This window comes from Kribbella qitaiheensis, assembly GCF_014217565.1.
Classification (GTDB): Bacteria; Actinomycetota; Actinomycetes; order Propionibacteriales; family Kribbellaceae; genus Kribbella; species Kribbella qitaiheensis_A.
Genome location: NZ_CP043661.1, coordinates 7,172,551 through 7,188,332, shown reverse-complemented (window position 1 = coordinate 7,188,332; position 15,782 = coordinate 7,172,551). Strand labels below are relative to the sequence as shown.

Here is a 15,782-nt window from a genome sequence, read left to right as displayed (position 1 = left end):
GTCCACGGTCAGAAATACCCTTCCCGCTTGCGGTCTTCCATCGCGGCTTCGCTGAACTTGTCGTCGCCACGGGTCGCGCCGCGCTCGGTGATCCTGGTGCTGGCCACCTCGTCGATGACCTTCGCGACGGTGTCGGCGTCCGACAGGACCGCGGCCGTCAGCGACGCGTCGCCGACCGTGCGATACCGGACCATCGCGGTGAAGGTCTCCTCGCCGGGCTTCGGCGGGCAGAATTCATTGGCCGCGAACAACATTCCGTTGCGGTCGAAGACGGTCCGCTCGTGCGCGTAGTAGATCGACGGCAGGTCGAGCTTTTCCTGCTCGATGTACTGCCAGATGTCCAGCTCGGTCCAGTTCGACAGCGGGAACACCCGGATGCTTTCGCCCAGATGGATCCGGCCGTTGTACAGGTTCCACAGCTCGGGCCGCTGGTTCTTCGGGTCCCACTGGCCGAACTCGTCGCGGAACGAGTAGACCCGCTCCTTGGCCCGGGCCTTGTCCTCGTCCCGGCGGGCGCCGCCGAAGACCGCGGTGAACTGATGCTTCTCCAGCGCCTCCAGCAGGACCGGCGTCTGGATCCTGTTCCGGGTGCCGTCCGGCGGGGCCTGGACGAGGCCGCGGTCCAGGGCTTCCTGGACGCTGGCCACGACGAGCTGTACGCCGGCCTCGGCGACCCGGCGGTCGCGGAACTCCAGCACCTCGGGGAAGTTGTGCCCGGTGTCGACGTGCATCACCGAGAACGGGATCCGGGCCGGGTGGAACGCCTTCTGCGCGAGCCGGAGCATCACGATCGAGTCCTTGCCGCCGGAGAACAGCAGCACCGGTCGCTCGAACTCGGCGGCCACCTCGCGGAAGATGTAGATCGCTTCGGACTCCAGGGTTTCCAGTTGGGTCAACTGGTAGTTCCGGCTCACGCGACTCTCACTTCCGCGGCTGCTTCCTGGTTCTCTGGCTGGCTGGCAATGGCAGCCAGCAGCTTGGCAGAGATCTCCGGGCGACATACCAGCAGGTCCGGCACCTTCGGGCTCGGCTGGTTGTAGCGCAGCGGCGAACCGTCGATCCGGCTGCAGAACAATCCGGCTGCCTGGGCGACGACGACCGGCGCCGCGGAATCCCACTCGTACTGGCCGCCGGCGTGGACATAGGCGTCGACCTCACCCCGCAGTACGGCGGTGGCCTTGACGCCGGCCGAGCCCATCGGGACCAGCTCCGCGCCGAGCTCGGTCGCCAGGTACTCGACCAGGGCCGGCGGGCGGCTACGGCTGACGGCGATCCGTAGTGGACCGTCCGGTCGAGGCGGCAGCAGCCTCGGATCGTTCGTGTCGTGGACGATCTGCTGGGCCGGCAGCGCGACTGCACCGGCCGCCAGCTCGCCGTTCTCCCAGAGCGCGACGTGGACAGCCCAGTCGGACCGATCGTCTTCGCCGTACTCCCTGGTGCCGTCCAGCGGGTCGATGATCCAGACCCGGTCGGCCGACAGTCGCGCGGTGGTGTCCGCGGACTCCTCGCTCAGTACCGCGTCGTCCGGGCGGCGCTCGGCCAGCCCTCCGATCAGCAGGTCGTTCGCGAGTTCATCACCGCGGGCACCCAGCTCCCGACCCGACAGCGCGGTCGCGCGCAGCTCGAGCAGTAGCTCCCCTGCGGCGGCGGCTAGTTCTACGGCCAGTTCGCCGTCTTCCCTGGTCGCCATTCGATCCCCCTTCGTCATTCCACAGTGCCGGTCCGGCAGACTTCACCGGACGGGCGTCCCCCTGCTCCGAGCGCCCTAGTAGGCGCCGGAGCCCTTCACCACAGCTCGAACGGTCTTCCACAGGATCAGCAGATCCAGCGTCATCGACCAGTTGTCCACATACCTCAGGTCGAGCAGCACCGAGTCGTCCCAGGAAAGGTCGCTCCGGCCGCTGACCTGCCACAGACCGGTCAGCCCGGGCTTGACGAGCATCCGGCGGGTGTCGTCGGCGGCGTACATCGCCACTTCCTGCTCGAGCGGAGGTCGCGGTCCCACCAGCGACATCTCGCCCCGCAGTACGTTGATCAGCTGCGGCAGCTCGTCCAGCGAGTAGCGCCGCAGGTACGCGCCGATCTTGGTGACCCGAGGGTCGTCCCGGAGCTTGAACAGGATCGTGTTCCCGTCGCTCTGCTCCTCCAGCTCGGCCTGCCTGGCTTCGGCGTTGAGGACCATCGTGCGGAACTTCAGCATCGTGAACATCTCGTTGCCCCGGCCGACCCGCGGCTGCTTGAACAACGCCGGTCCACGGCTGCTCAGCTTCACCGAGAGCGCGATGGCCGCCAGCAGCGGCAACGCGATGGTGATCAGGATCAGTGCCGCGACCCGGTCGAAGATGCTCTTCAGCAGATGCGGACCCGCACTCGCCGACGGCCGCTCCAGGTGCAGCAGTGACAGCCCGGCGACCGGCCGGACCGAGATCCGCGGCCCGGCGACCTCGATGATGCCCGGCGAGACGATCAGCTCGACGCCGTGCTGCTCAAGGGCCCAGGACAACCGCCGCAGCGACTGGCCGGCCAGATCGGGATCGGACGCGACCGCGACCACGTCGACCGAATGCCGGTTCACCGCGGCCATGATGTCGGCCTCGTCCAGCGCGTCGGGCCGGCGAAGTGCCCAGGCGGGCGTCTCCCCGCGGACGGCAGACCGCGACCACCCGGAACCCGTCGGCCGGACGCTCCTCCAGCCGCTCGCTCAACGTCGCCGCTTCACCATTGCGCCCGACGACAAGCACACGGCGCATGCAGCGACCGCGATAACGGTGCCGGCTCAGGTCGCGACGCAGGAAGTACCGCAGCAGCAGGGCAAGCATCACCGTCGCCGGGATCGCCAGCACCACGAAGCCACGGGCGATCTCGCTCTTCGTCGCGTACGACGCGATCGCCACGACCGCGGTCAGGCCGACGCCCGAACGAAGGATGGAACGGAACTCGTCCGCACCCGCGCCGAAGGACCGGGACTCATAGCCCCGGGACAGCGCGACCGCGGCCACCCAGGCCAGCGGCAGCAGACTTCCGAAGATCAGATAGCCGGCGCCGACGGTGTAACCGAATCTGGTCAGCAACGCGATCGAGGCTCCGATCACCGCGGCGAGCAGGTCGCCACCGATCGCGGCCCAGCGATAGACGGCGACCCAGGGCGGCTCCGTCACCCATGCGGAACGCGGCACGATGGCAGGCACCGTGTCCGGAACGACCCAGACCGGCCGACGCCGATCGAGCACGTCCGCAGCGGTCGGCTCGATGGGACCCACCTCCGACATGTTCTCCCCCATGACGGCATTATCCGTCACCCTCAGTCACCCCCCGGTGAGAATCGGGCCCCGCTTCCCCCGGGTCCGATTTGCCGCATGTTCGCCACCCCGTCGGCAGCAATTTACCTGAGGGTACTACGTGGGACGGGCTTCCGACAGCAACAACTCCGACAGGCTGTGAACAACCTCTTAACAGCTGATGGGCCGACTCTGGCGGGTCGACCCATCACGCTGCGTGTCCCGGCCGCCCAGTCCGCCGAGACCTCGATGTCAGCCCGCGATCAGGCCGTCACCGCTGATCAGCTCACGCATCTCGGCGAAGGTGCTGTCGCTCGGCGGCAGGATCGCGTCCGAGTCGTGCAGCTCGGTGTCCGGCACCCGCTCGCCGGCCCGGACGAAGTCCAGCAGCGCACCGAAAGCGGTCTTGAAGCCGGCCTCGTCGTTGGCCGAAACGGCCTTCTCGAGGTCGGTGTCGACCAGGTTCAACTGGTCGAGCTTGTCGTCGGCCAGCTTGTACTGACCTTCGCCCATGATCCGGACGATCATCGTGCGTCTCCGTCCTGCGGCCGAACCGGCTCTGCTTGCTGACTGGGCTGCTGCACAGGCTGCGTCGCGCCGGGCGCGTCCTGGGCGATTTCCTTCGGTGCCGCGCTGCCGCCGAGCTGCGCCTTCATCGCGGCCAGCTCGTTCTCCACATCGGAGCCGGACGACATCCGCTCCAGCTCGAGCGTGATGCTGTCCTTGCTGCTGCCGCTGGCGTCGTCGAGCGCGCCGGAGGCGAGCAGCTCGTCGATCGCGCCCGCCCGGGCCTGCATCTGCTGGGTCTTGTCCTCGGCCCGCTGGACCGCCAGGCCGACGTCGCTCATCTCCTCGGAGATGCCGGAGAAGGCCTCGTTGATCCGGGTCTGCGCCTCGGCGGCCGTGTAGGTCGCCTTGATCGTCTCCTTGCGGGTCCGGAACGACTCCACCTTCGCCTGCAACCGCTGCGAGGCGAGGGTGAGCTTCTCCTCCTCACCCTGCAACTGGGCGTGCTGGGCGGTCAGGTCGTCGATCTGGCCCTGCAGCCCGGACTTGCGGGTCAGGGCTTCGCGGGCCAGGTCCTCACGGCCCATCGAGAGCGCCTTCTGGGCCTGGTCCTGGAGCTTCTGCGACTGCGACTGCAGCTGCGAGGCCTGGAGTTCGACCCGCTTGCGGCTGGTGGCGACGTCGGCTACACCCCGGCGTACCTTCTGCAGCAGTTCGAGCTGTTTCTGGTACGAGTAGTCAAGGGTTTCGCGAGGATCCTCAGCCTTGTCCAAAGCCGAATTGGCCTTGGCCTTGAAGATCGTCGACACCCGCCTGAAGATGCTCATCGATATCCGTACCCCTTCTGTGCCGGAGAGTGGACCCGGCGTGCGTGTCAACCACCCTATGTCCCGATGGGTCACCACACCATCAGGACCGGCCCCGATAAAGTGGTGGTCAGGTCCGGGGACCACCCCGAGTCGGGCGAGCCGCCCGGTTGAGCCAGCCAGCCAGTCCCGAATGAGGTTCAGTCCCCGTGTTCCGACGTACCAAGTCTGAGACATCTACACAAACTCCGGCCAGCGCCCCCGGCAAGGTCGGGGGTAAGGGCCGGCCTACCCCGACCCGCAAGGACGCCGAGGCGGCCCGCAAGCAGGCGCTGAAGAAGCCGCGTAACCGCAAGGAGGCCTCGGCGTACCGGCGCGAGAAGGTCCGGATCGAGCGCGGCAAGATGCAGGAAGCGATGAAGACCGGCGACGACCGCTACCTCCCCGCCGCCGACAAGGGCCCCGTCCGCCGGTTCGCCCGCGACTACGTCGACGCCCGCTGGTCGGTGATGGAGTTCGCCCTGCCGGTGCTGCTGGTCATCTCCCTGCTCGGTGTCGTCTTCGCCCAGGCCTTCGTCTGGCTGCCCGGCCTGGTCAACATCCTGTTCCTGGTGATGATCGTCGCGATCGCCGGCGACTGGTTCCTGCTGACCGGCGGCGTCAAGCGAGCCGTCACCCGCAAGTTCCCCGACGACTCGGCCAAGGGCATCGGCTTCTACGCCGTCCGCCGCACGATGCAGATGCGCCGCTGGCGCCTCCCGAAGCCGATGGTCGCTCGCGGGGAGAAGCCGGTCTAGTACTCCAGTGCAGTCACCCCATCCCCGTGAGGGTTCGCCCACTCCCGTGGGGGTTCGCCCACTCCCGTGAGGGTTCGCCCACTCCCGTGGGGGTTCGCCCACTCCCGTGAGGGTTCGCCCACTCCCGTGGGGGTTCGCCCACTCCCGTGGGGGTCAACCCATTCCCGTGGGGTCAACCCACTCCCATGGGGTCAACCCACTCCCATGGGGTCAACCCATTCCCGTGAGGGTTACCCCATTCCCGTGAGGGTTCGCCCACTCCCATGGGGTCAACCCATTCCCGTGAGGGTTACCCCATTCCCGTGAGGGTTCGCCCACTCCCATGGGGTCAACCCATTCCCGCGGGGGTCAACCCATTCCTGTGGGGGTTAGCCCATTGCTCTAGCAGTGGGGTAACCCCTACAGGAGTGGGCGAACCCCTCGGAGAGGGGGTCGACCACAGCGGGCTGACCTGGGGGCGGGGCCTTGGGCGCGGGACCGGCCCCGCCGGTACGACGAAGTTCGGCTGCGCCGTTCGGGTGGGTGCGGGCGAAGGCGGTCACCCAACCAGGCAGTGGTCGGGCGGGTCGAGTTCAGCCCGGCTGCGGTGACGCTCGACTCGCCGTCGGCGGCAAGGACTTCGAGCTGCACTGCCTGGCTGGCGATCGGGCGGCTTCGGGACAGGTGCGTCGCGAGGCAGGAGCGGCGCGCAGGCAGTGAGCGGCGCGCAGGCAGTGAGGGGCGCTGAGCGGGTTCGGCGTACGGGGTGGGGGGTGGGGCAAGTAGGGTCAGGGCATGGACTTTCGGTATCTCGGGAACAGTGGGTTGAAGGTCAGTGAGATCTCGTACGGGAACTGGCTGACGCACGGGTCGCAGGTGGAGAACGAGCAGGCCAAGGCTTGTGTGAAGGCGGCCCTGGAGGCCGGGATCACCACGTTCGACACCGCTGACACCTATGCCAACACCAAGGCGGAGAGCGTTCTCGGTGAGGCGCTCGAGGGCGTACGCCGGGAGTCGGTGGAGATCCTCACCAAGGTGTACTGGCCGACCGGGCCGGGTGGACCGAACGACACGGGGCTGTCCCGCAAGCACATCCACGAGTCGATCAACGCGTCGCTGAAGCGGCTGAAGACGGACTACGTCGACGTCTACCAGGCACACCGGTACGACACGGAGACGCCGCTGGAAGAGACCATGGAGGCCTTCGCCGACGTGGTCCGGCAGGGCAAGGCGCTGTACATCGGTACGTCGGAGTGGACCGCCGAGCAGCTCCAGGAAGGGCACCGGCTCGCTCGCGAGTTGCGGATCCCGCTGGTGTCGAACCAGCCGCAGTACAGCATGCTCTGGCGCGTGATCGAGGCCGAGGTCGTGCCGGCCTCCGAGGAGCTCGGCATCGGGCAGGTCGTGTTCTCGCCGATCGCTCAGGGCGTACTGACCGGGAAGTACCTGCCGGGACAGCAGCCGCCGGAGGGGTCGCGGGCGACCGACGAGAAGGGTGGCGCGAACATGATCACCCGGTACCTCAACGATGACGTGCTGACCCGGGTGCAGCAGCTGAAGCCGATCGCGGAGGAGGCCGGCCTGTCGCTGGCCCAGCTCGCGATCACCTGGGTGCTGCAGAACCCGAACGTGTCGTCGGCCATCATCGGCGCGTCCCGGCCGGAGCAGGTCACCGAGAACGTGAAGGCCGCCGGAGTGAAACTCGAGGAGGGCCAGTTGAAGCAGATCGACGAGGCGCTCGGCAGTGTCATCGAGCGGGACCCGGCGAAGACCGCACAGAACTCCCCGCAGACCAGGCCGGGCCGATGAGCTGGACGTGGCGGTTCGAGACCGCCGACGGTGCGCCGGCCGATCCGGGTGAGTTGTCCGGGGCCGACTTCTCGGCTCAGGGCGACGCGGAGAGCTGGCTCGGCGAGATCTGGCGCGAGCTGGCCGACAAGGGCGTGGGGCAGGTCTACCTGCTCGAGGACGGGCGTGAGGTCTACGGCCCGATGAGCCTCGCTGCCCAGGAGTAGGGCGGGTGAAGAAGACTGCACGCCTGCTACTGAGCTTGCTGGTCGGCCTGGCGCTGGCCGGCACCCTGACGACCACCGCGCAGGCTGAGAACGGCTACCGCTTCTGGGGCTACTACCAGTGGACCGGCGGTCAATGGGCCTTCGCGCAGAAGGGGTCGGACGGCATCGTTCCCGCGGACGGTTCCGTCGAGGGCTGGCGGTACGCCGTCGGCGGCGCCAAGCCTCGCGTGCCCCGCGCTGCCGGCGACTTCCAGGCCATCTGCGGAACGACGCCGGTCGAAGCCGGTAAGAAGCGGGTCGCGCTGGTGATCGATCCCGGTACTCCGGCCGACTCGGCGACCGGCCAGGCTCCGCCGACCGCGAACGGAACCTGTGTCGTCGCGGCCCCGACCGCGACCGGCGCGAAGATCCTCGCCGCGGTAGGACCGGTCCGGATCGAGAAGGGCCTGACCTGCGGCATCGATGGCTACCCGGAGACAACCTGCGGCCAGCCGGTGAACAACATCCAGGTGCCTGCCACCGACGCTCCGGTCCAGCTGCAGATCGAGGCCCCGGTCGGTTCCTCGCTCATCCCGACCGCGACCCCCCAGGCCAACTCGCCTGTCGCGACACCGACCAAACAGGACGACAACAGCGGTGCGCCCTGGGGCGGTATAGCGGGCTTCGTGGTCCTGGTGCTCCTGCTGGCCGGTGGTGGCTTCCTCCTGAGCCGTCGTCGCCGCAGTCAGCACGCAGGCCAGTAGGTTGCGCGCAGTCCACCACCTGACACTCCCCCGGGCCCTGCACCCGGGGGCTTGGTGGCTATGGGCTCTAGGCATGGCAGTAGCGGCCAGCAGGACACGCAACCCCGTCCTGCTGGTCCTGATCCTCGCCGTAGCCGGCTTCGTCGTCGCTGCACGCCGCAGCGACGCGCCCTGGGCCAACAGTTATGTCGCGTTCCTCAAGTTAGGCCTGGTCGTCATCGGCCTGCGGGTAGTCCTGCAGGCGCTCCTGTCGACCCGCTCGCAGGGCAACACCGTGCTCTTCACCTTGCCGCAGATACCCCTCCCTGAGTGGGCAAACGGCGTGAAGCTCGGCGGCGAGGTGACCGCCGAAGCCCTACTCACTGCCCTGTACGACGGGGGCCAGCTCGCGGTGATGCTCTGCTGCATCGGCGCGGCCAATGCGCTGGCCAGCCCGCGGAGGTTGCTCAAGTCGTTGCCCGGGGCCCTCTACGAGATGGGCGTGGCCTGCGTGGTCGCACTGACCTTCGCTCCGCAACTAGTCACCGACGCCAGACGGATCCGCGGCGCACGGCGACTCCGCGGCCGGACCAGAGGCTCCTTCCGTACTACGGCGATGCCCGTGCTGGAAGGCGCTCTCGACAGGTCGGTCGAATTGGCCGCGGCGATGGACTCCCGTGGCTACGGCCGGACCGCACACGTGCCGCGTCGCCAGCGCAGGATCACCGGAGGCTCGGTGCTACTAGGCCTGCTCGGCATCGCACTAGGCGTCTACTCCCTGCTCACAGACGCAATGGCGTTCCCTGTAGCCATGACTGCCCTGGTGATCGGTTTGCTGCTGGCTGTCGGCGCCATGGCCATCGGCCGTCGCCGAGTGACCCGGACCCGCTACCGCCCTGATCCCTGGGCGCTTCCCGAGTGGCTCGTCACCGCAGCAGGAGCCGCTTCCGCCGCCACCATGATCGTTGCCGCCGCCCGTGGAGTGAACGGCCTCGTCCTGGCCGGCCCACTGGTGGTCCCGCCCGTACCTGCAGTCCCGGTGGTCGGGCTGCTGATCGGACTCGCCCCTGCACTAGCCGCACCGCCGCTGACCCGGCGGGCCAAGTTGGTGCCCGCGTGATCGAGTTCGATCGGGTCACCGTGACGTACGCCGGCGCGAAGGAGCCCGCCATCAACGACGTGAGCTTCACCGTTCCGGAAGGCGAACTGGCCCTGGTGATCGGCCGCACCGGGTCCGGCAAGTCCACCCTGCTCCGGACCATCAACGGTCTCGTGCCGCACTTCACCGGCGGCACCCTGGCCGGCCGGGTGCTGGTGAACGGCCGGGACACCCGCGAGTACCGGCCGCGCGACCTGGCCGATGTGGTCGGCATCGTCGGCCAGGACCCGCTGTCCGGGTTCGTCACCGACACGGTCGAGGACGAGCTTGCCTACAGCATGGAGTCTCTCGGCATCGCCCCGGACGTGATGCGGCGCAGGGTCGAGGAGACCCTCGACCTGCTCGGGCTGGCCGACGTCCGCGATCGTGCTCTGACCTCGCTGTCGGGCGGTCAACGGCAGCGGACCGCGATCGGCGCTGCCCTCACCTCGCACCCCGCAGTACTGGTGCTGGATGAGCCGACGTCAGCGCTGGACCCGCAGGCAGCCGAAGAGGTGCTGGCCGCGCTGCAGCGCCTGGTGCACGACCTTGGTGTCACTGTGGTGATGGCTGAGCACCGGCTCGAGCGGGTCATCCAGTACGCCGACAGGGTGATCGAAGTGCCAGGCGGCTCTACTGCCGTGTCCACTGGCCTCCCGGTCGACCTGATGGTGACAGCGCCGGTCGCGCCGCCTGTAGTCGAGCTAGGCCGCCTTGCAGGCTGGTCACCGCTACCGCTCTCGGTCCGCGACGCCAGGCGCGCAGCAGTGGCGCTCAGAGGCCAGCTAGCCGACCTCGCTCCCCTGCGCCCGGCACCGGTCGACGGCCGCGAGCTTGCCAAGTGCAACGACCTGGTCGTTGCCTACGGCACTGTCACTGCGTTGCGTGGCGTCTCCCTGACCATCAACGCGGGCGAGGTAGTCGCCCTGATGGGTCGCAACGGCGCCGGCAAGTCCACCCTGCTCAATGCGCTGGTCGGCCTGATCACACCACGCTCCGGTACTGCGACGGCGGCCGGCGCCGACCCACGGCGTACGCGCCCTAAGCAGTTGGTCAAGGCAGTGGGGCTCGTGCCGCAGGAGCCCGCCGACCTCCTGTACGCCGCGACCGTGGACGACGAGTGCGCAGGAGCCGACGCCGACTTCCGGGTACCCGCCGGGAGCTGTCAGGCCGTGCTGAACCGCCTTGCTCCGGACATCGACGGCCAGCTGCATCCCCGTGACCTGTCCGAAGGACAGCGGCTCTGCCTCGCACTCGCGGTCGTGCTCTGTGGCGCTCCCCCACTGCTGTTGCTGGACGAACCGACCCGCGGCCTGGACTACGGCGCCAAACGCCGCCTGGTCGCAATCCTCCGGGAGCTCGCGGCAGCCGGGCATGCGGTAGTCCTGTCGACCCACGACGTCGAGATGGTCGCCGAGGTGGCCACCCGCGTCCTCGTACTGGCCGATGGCGAACTGGTGAGCGACGGCGAGACCGCGACCGTCATAGCGGGCTCCCCCGCCTTCGCGCCGCAGGTGGCGAAGATCCTTGCCCCGCTCCCCTTCCTCACGGTCGGCGAGGTAGCGAGCGCCTTGGACCGTGCCTCATGAGACTGGTCCGCCTCAAGCCCCGCAGTACTGCGACCCTCGTGCTGGCCTCGGTGATCGGCCTACTGGCGTTCGGCTGGCCCCTGCTCTGGCAGAGCTCACAGGCCGGCGCATCGGCCATCGGGCACACCACTGACGCCCCCTGGCTGTTCGTGCTGCTCCTGCCGCTACTGGTCGCCGTAGTACTGGCCGAGCTCGCCGAGTCGGGGATCGACGCCAAGGTGATCTCCCTGCTCGGCATGCTCGCTGCGGTCGGCGCAGCGCTGCGTGCACTCGGCCCTGGTACTGCGGGGCTCGAGCCCGGATTCTTCCTACTGATCCTGGCCGGACGTGCATTCGGTGCCGGCTTCGGATTCGTACTGGGCGCGGTGTCGCTGCTGGCCGGTGCGTTGATCAGTGGCGGGGTCGGGCCCTGGATGCCGTTCCAGATGTTCGCGTGCGCGTGGGTGGGTTGCCTGGCCGGGCTACTGCCTCGCCTCGGTGGGCGGCTGGAGCTCTTGCTGCTGGCCGCGTACTCGATGGTCATGGGCGTGCTCTACGGCCTGGTGATGAACCTGTGGTTCTGGCCCTACGCGACCTTCGGCAGCGACTTCTCGTTCGTCCCTGCAGACTCCCTCGCGGAGAACCTGCACCGGTACTTCCTGTTCGTGGTGGCGACGTCGCTGGGCTGGGACATCCCCCGCGGCGTGCTGTGCGCAGTACTGGTCCTGCTCCTCGGGCGGCCGATCCTCAATGCGTTCCGGCGAACCGCCCGCAAGGCAGCGTTCGACGTACCGGTCGTGTTCGAAGACGGGAGCCGCACCGATGGCTGAGCTGGTCACTGGGCCCGACGGCGCGATCATCGACGGCGTACTGCGGCTAGGCAGCGACGGCGTCGTCGCGGTTGATGGCTACGAGGTGTCGACAACCCGTACGCCGGACGGTCTCCGCTACGACGTCCGTACGCCGGATGGCGAGCGCCTGTCATGGACCACCCCAGCCCAGCCGAGCAGGCTAACCCTGGTGCTGGGCGGTGCTCGATCGGGGAAGTCCACCGAAGCCGAGCGACTCCTCGGCGACTACCCGGATGCCGTGTACGTGGCAACCGGCGGCGATGGTGCGAACGACCCGGAATGGGCCGACCGGATCGCCAAGCATCGTTCCCGACGGCCGGCAAGCTGGGGTCTGGCAGAGACCATCGACCTCGTCCCCTTGCTGGAGTCGGCCGGGCCGCCGCTACTGATCGACTGCCTGACCCTTTGGCTCGCCAGGGTGATGGACAAGTGCGAGGTGTGGGCGGACCACGGCCGCGTATCCGAGGTGGAGACCCGGATCGAGCAACTCGCCGATGCCTGGTCACGAACCCCGCGGCTAGTGGTTGCCGTCAGCAATGAAATCGGCTCCGGCGTCGTGCCCGCCGATGCCGGCACGCGACTCTACCGAGACCTGATGGGCCGGGTGAACGCAACCGTCGCCCGCCGATCCGACTCCGTCCTCTGGTGCGTCGCCGGACGGACCGTCCCGCTGTGAGCAGCCACCACCGAACCGACGCCAGGGCGGCGCGGCGCGACATGACGGGCGTCGCGACATGAGGGACGGCGCCAAGCTCGCACTCGGCACTTTGTCCGTGCTCCCTGCGCCCATGCCGGGCAAGGTCGACCGGGCCGTGGCTGGTCAAGCGATGGTGCTCGCACCGGCGGTCGGGCTGGTGCTCGGCGGCATCGCGGCCGGTGTCGTCGCCGGCGTCCACGCACTGCAGCCAAGCGCACCCCTCCTGGCCGCCGTACTAGGTGTGCTCGTGCTGACCGCCTTGTCCGGCGCGCTGCATCTGGACGGACTCGCCGACACCGCGGACGGGCTCGGCAGCCGGCGGGACCGCGAGACGATGCTCCGGATCATGAAGCAGAGCGACATCGGCCCCTTCGGTGTCGTCTCGATCATCGCCGTCCTGTTGATCGATGTCGCCGCCCTCACCGCCTGCGTGCAGGCCGGCTTCGGTTGGCAGGCGATCCTCATCGCCACCGTCGCCAGCCGCCTCACTCTGCCCTGGTCCTGCCGTCCGATCGTCCCCTCGGCCCGACCGGACGGTCTCGGCGCCATGGTCGCGGGCACCGTCCCCACGATCGCTGCTGCCGTCGCCACGGCCGTCGCAGCTGTCGCCGCCGTGGGTCTCGCCTGGTTCACCACCACCGGCAACTCGGAGCGGATCGGCGCGGCACTGGCCGTCCTTTTCGCCGTCGTCGTCGGCCTGCTAGCGGTCCGTCGGGCCCGCACGGCCTTCGGCGGCATCACCGGCGACGTCCTCGGTGCAGCGGTCGAATTGGCCCTACCAGCGGCCCTCCTCACCCTGGCCCTCGTCAACTGAAGCTTGCGTCCGAACAACCGAGGGTCCTGCCCCACGGCCGTTCGGACGCAAAAGTGGTGTCCTTGACCGGTGGGTGCATTAGTGTCCTCGCGGGGATTGAGGCGGACAGGACTACGCGTAATGACGAGGACACATGGCGATCACTTTCCGGGTGGGGAAAAATCCAGAGGCTGCGAAAGCGCCGCGATCCGTTATCTTTATGTAATGAATGCAACTCGTCCAGCGCCTGGCTCGCAGGCTTCGCTTCGCGAAGCCAACCGCGAGCGCGTCCTGGGGGTTGTCCGGCAGCACGGGCCGTTGACGCAGGTCGAGATCGCCGCCGCGTCCGGACTGTCCGCCGCGACCGTGTCGAACATGGTCAAGGAGCTCGATCACGCCGGCCTGGTGGGCCTGTCCCGCAGCATCCGCAACGGGCGCCGCGCAGTACTGGTATCGCTGGCTTCGGGCGGCGGACTGCTGGCCGGGGTCGCGTTCGGCGAACGTGACGTCCGGGTCGCGATCGCCTCCGAGAGCCGCGAGATCCTTGCCCAGCAACTGATGCCGCTGCAGGCCGACCACGTCGCCGACGACGGGATGGAGCGCGCCGCCCGGCTGCTCGCCGACCTGGCCGAGACGGTCGGCGCGAGCGTCGAGGACATCGGCGCGATCGGCTTCGGCCTACCCACGCCGGTCGACTCCGTCAGCGGCGAGGCCGGTTCCGACACCGTCCTGCCGGGCTGGCGCGGCGTCAACGTCGCCGCGGCGATGGCCGGTCACCTCCGCGCCCCCGTCGTCCTCGACAACACCGCGAACCTGGCCGCACTGGGCGAGCTGAGGGCCGGCGCGCTCCGCGGCGTCCAGCACGGCTGTTACCTGAAGTTCTCGTACGGCGTGGGCGCGGGCATCGTGCTCGGCGGTGAAGTGTTCCGCGGCTCGGCCGGTACGGCGGGCGAGATCGGGCACCTCACGATCGACGAGAACGGCCCGATCTGCCGGTGCGGGAACCGCGGCTGCCTGGACACCTTCGTCGGCTCTCGCGCCTTGCTCAGCAGCCTCGCGGCGTCGCACGGCGCGCTCCGCCTCCGCGATGTCGTCACCCGGGCGCTGGCCGGCGATCTCGGCTGCCGCCGGGTGATCGAGGACGCGGGCCGCCGGGTCGGGGTCGCCGTGGCCGGCCTGGTGAACCTGTTCAACCCCGAGGTGATCGTGGTCGGCGGCAAGATGGCCGAGGCCGGGGACCTGATCCTGGACCCGCTCCGGGAGGCGCTGGACCGGTGCGCGATCCCGAGCGCGGCCGCGACGGTGGAGTTACGGCGGGCCGAACTCGGTGACGAAGCGGATGTGCTCGGTGCCATTGAGTTGGCATCCGTCCTCAGCCATGCACGAGCCGCCAGGCCTGCCGAGACAGCCGTGTAACAACGATATGTCTATTTCTTGAATTCAAGCCTTGACGTCAAGGCTGGTTCTGCCCTTGACTCTGCTCAGGCCTACTCGGGCCCTCACGTCAAGGAGTTGCACTATGTCCGTCTCACCAACCCGTCTGCTCGGCCTCGGCATCGCCGTCACCGCCGTTGCCCTCTCGTTGGCCGCTTGTGGGTCGGACGACAAGTCCGACTCCGCCGGTGGCAAGTCCGGCAACAAGATCGCGCTGCTGCTCCCCGAGTCGAAGACCACCCGGTACGAGAGCCTCGACCGGCCGCTGTTCACCGCGGCCCTCAAGACCGACTGTGCCGACTGCGAGCTGATCTACAGCAACGCCGACCAGGACGCCGCGAAGCAGCAGACGCAGGCTGAGGCCGCGCTGACCCAGGGCGCCAAGGTGCTCGTCCTCGACCCGGTCGACGGCAAGGCCGCCGCCGCGGTCGTCGCCGCCGCGAAGGCGCAGAACGTCCCGGTCATCGCCTACGACCGCTTCATCGACGGCGCGAACTACTACGTCTCGTTCGACAACGAGACGGTCGGCAAGCTGCAGGCGCAGACCCTGCTCGACACCCTGAAGGCGGCCGGCAAGACCGCCGGCAACCTGGCCGTCATCAACGGCTCGCCGACCGACCCGAACGCGGCCGACTTCAAGAAGGGCGCGCACAGCGTGCTCGACGCCAGCGGCTACAAGATCGCGGCTGAGTTCGACACCCCGGACTGGAGCCCGGACAAGGCCCAGGCCTGGATGGAAGGCCAGCTGAGCGCGATCAAGAACGGCCTCGTCGGCGTCTACGCCGCCAACGACGGCACCGCCGGTGGCGCCATCGCGGCCCTCAAGGGTGGTGGCGTGAAGCCGCTGCCGCCGGTCACCGGTCAGGACTCCGAGCTCGCCGCGATCCAGCGGATCGTCTCCGGCGACCAGGCGATGACCATCTATAAGGCCGTCAAGCCGCAGGCCGAGGCCGCCGCCAAGGCCGCCGTCGCGCTCGCCAGTGGTGGCAAGGCCGACTCGACCAGCGACTTCAAGGGCGTCCCGGCGACGATTCTCGACCCGATCGCCGTCACCAAGGCCAACATCAACGACACTGTGGTGAAGGACGGGATCTACAAGGTCACCGACATCTGCACCGCGTCGTTCCAGGCAGCCTGCACCGCGGCCGGCCTGAAGTAATCCCCCGTTCCGGTGTGCCCTTCGTCCCGGGGCACACC

The 15,782-nt window shown here is 68.7% G+C and carries 17 protein-coding genes; 11 read left to right on the top strand and 6 right to left on the bottom strand.

What is annotated here, in order from left to right; translation table 11 throughout:
• Positions 1-8 precede the first annotated feature (8 nt).
• The 6 genes from cysD to F1D05_RS34140 form a co-directional block, all read right to left on the bottom strand.
• Positions 9-914 (bottom strand): sulfate adenylyltransferase subunit CysD, encoded by a 906-nt coding sequence (gene cysD / locus F1D05_RS34160; RefSeq protein WP_185444425.1) that lies wholly within the window; start codon positions 912-914, stop codon positions 9-11.
• Positions 911-1,690 carry a 3'(2'),5'-bisphosphate nucleotidase CysQ gene (locus tag F1D05_RS34155; protein WP_185444424.1) on the bottom strand — a complete coding sequence of 260 codons (780 nt, stop codon included), beginning with the start codon at positions 1,688-1,690 and terminating at the stop codon, positions 911-913. Before F1D05_RS34155 ends, cysD begins: the two co-directional genes overlap by 4 nt.
• A gap of 75 nt (positions 1,691-1,765) precedes the next feature.
• Positions 1,766-2,575, bottom strand: coding sequence for an exopolysaccharide biosynthesis polyprenyl glycosylphosphotransferase (locus F1D05_RS41480; RefSeq protein WP_246486191.1), 810 nt, complete (start codon positions 2,573-2,575; stop codon positions 1,766-1,768).
• Positions 2,487-3,281, bottom strand: a complete 795-nt coding sequence (locus F1D05_RS41475; RefSeq protein WP_246486190.1) for a hypothetical protein — start codon at positions 3,279-3,281, stop codon at positions 2,487-2,489. Before F1D05_RS41475 ends, F1D05_RS41480 begins: the two co-directional genes overlap by 89 nt.
• Before the next feature lie 249 nt (positions 3,282-3,530).
• Complete coding sequence (pspAA, locus tag F1D05_RS34145; RefSeq protein ID WP_185444423.1) at positions 3,531-3,806, bottom strand: PspA-associated protein PspAA; 276 nt, start codon at positions 3,804-3,806, stop codon at positions 3,531-3,533.
• Positions 3,803-4,612, bottom strand: a complete 810-nt coding sequence (locus F1D05_RS34140) for a PspA/IM30 family protein (RefSeq protein ID WP_185444422.1) — start codon at positions 4,610-4,612, stop codon at positions 3,803-3,805. Before F1D05_RS34140 ends, pspAA begins: the two co-directional genes overlap by 4 nt.
• Before the next feature lie 188 nt (positions 4,613-4,800).
• Between F1D05_RS34140 and F1D05_RS34135 the strand changes: the two genes are divergently transcribed.
• The 11 genes from F1D05_RS34135 to F1D05_RS34085 all read left to right on the top strand — a co-directional run bounded on the left by F1D05_RS34135 (position 4,801) and on the right by F1D05_RS34085 (position 15,744).
• Entirely contained in the window at positions 4,801-5,388 is a 588-nt protein-coding gene (locus F1D05_RS34135; protein WP_185444421.1) for a DUF3043 domain-containing protein, read from the top strand.
• Between the two features lie 774 nt (positions 5,389-6,162).
• A complete protein-coding gene (locus F1D05_RS34130; RefSeq protein ID WP_185444420.1) occupies positions 6,163-7,176 on the top strand; it encodes an aldo/keto reductase family protein in 1,014 nt (337 codons plus the stop codon).
• Positions 7,173-7,382: a hypothetical protein gene (locus tag F1D05_RS34125; RefSeq protein WP_185444419.1), complete on the top strand. Its 210-nt coding sequence runs from the start codon at positions 7,173-7,175 to the stop codon at positions 7,380-7,382. The genes F1D05_RS34130 and F1D05_RS34125 overlap by 4 nt, the downstream gene beginning before the upstream one ends.
• Before the next feature lie 5 nt (positions 7,383-7,387).
• Positions 7,388-8,125 (top strand): SCO2322 family protein, encoded by a 738-nt coding sequence (locus F1D05_RS34120; RefSeq protein ID WP_185444418.1) that lies wholly within the window; start codon positions 7,388-7,390, stop codon positions 8,123-8,125.
• A 1-nt stretch (position 8,126) separates the two neighbouring features.
• Positions 8,127-9,224, top strand: a complete 1,098-nt coding sequence (locus tag F1D05_RS34115) for a CbiQ family ECF transporter T component (RefSeq protein ID WP_185444417.1) — start codon at positions 8,127-8,129, stop codon at positions 9,222-9,224.
• Entirely contained in the window at positions 9,221-10,831 is a 1,611-nt protein-coding gene (locus F1D05_RS34110) for an ABC transporter ATP-binding protein (protein WP_185444416.1), read from the top strand. The genes F1D05_RS34115 and F1D05_RS34110 overlap by 4 nt, the downstream gene beginning before the upstream one ends.
• Positions 10,828-11,640, top strand: coding sequence for an ECF transporter S component (locus F1D05_RS34105; protein ID WP_185444415.1), 813 nt, complete (start codon positions 10,828-10,830; stop codon positions 11,638-11,640). Before F1D05_RS34110 ends, F1D05_RS34105 begins: the two co-directional genes overlap by 4 nt.
• Entirely contained in the window at positions 11,633-12,337 is a 705-nt protein-coding gene (locus F1D05_RS34100) for a bifunctional adenosylcobinamide kinase/adenosylcobinamide-phosphate guanylyltransferase (protein WP_185444414.1), read from the top strand. Before F1D05_RS34105 ends, F1D05_RS34100 begins: the two co-directional genes overlap by 8 nt.
• A 58-nt stretch (positions 12,338-12,395) precedes the next feature.
• Positions 12,396-13,172, top strand: coding sequence for an adenosylcobinamide-GDP ribazoletransferase (locus tag F1D05_RS34095; RefSeq protein WP_185444413.1), 777 nt, complete (start codon positions 12,396-12,398; stop codon positions 13,170-13,172).
• 204 nt (positions 13,173-13,376) lie between these two features.
• Positions 13,377-14,567: an ROK family transcriptional regulator gene (locus F1D05_RS34090; protein WP_185444412.1), complete on the top strand. Its 1,191-nt coding sequence runs from the start codon at positions 13,377-13,379 to the stop codon at positions 14,565-14,567.
• Between the two features lie 103 nt (positions 14,568-14,670).
• Positions 14,671-15,744, top strand: coding sequence for an ABC transporter substrate-binding protein (locus F1D05_RS34085; protein ID WP_185444411.1), 1,074 nt, complete (start codon positions 14,671-14,673; stop codon positions 15,742-15,744).
• Positions 15,745-15,782: the final 38 nt, after the last annotated feature.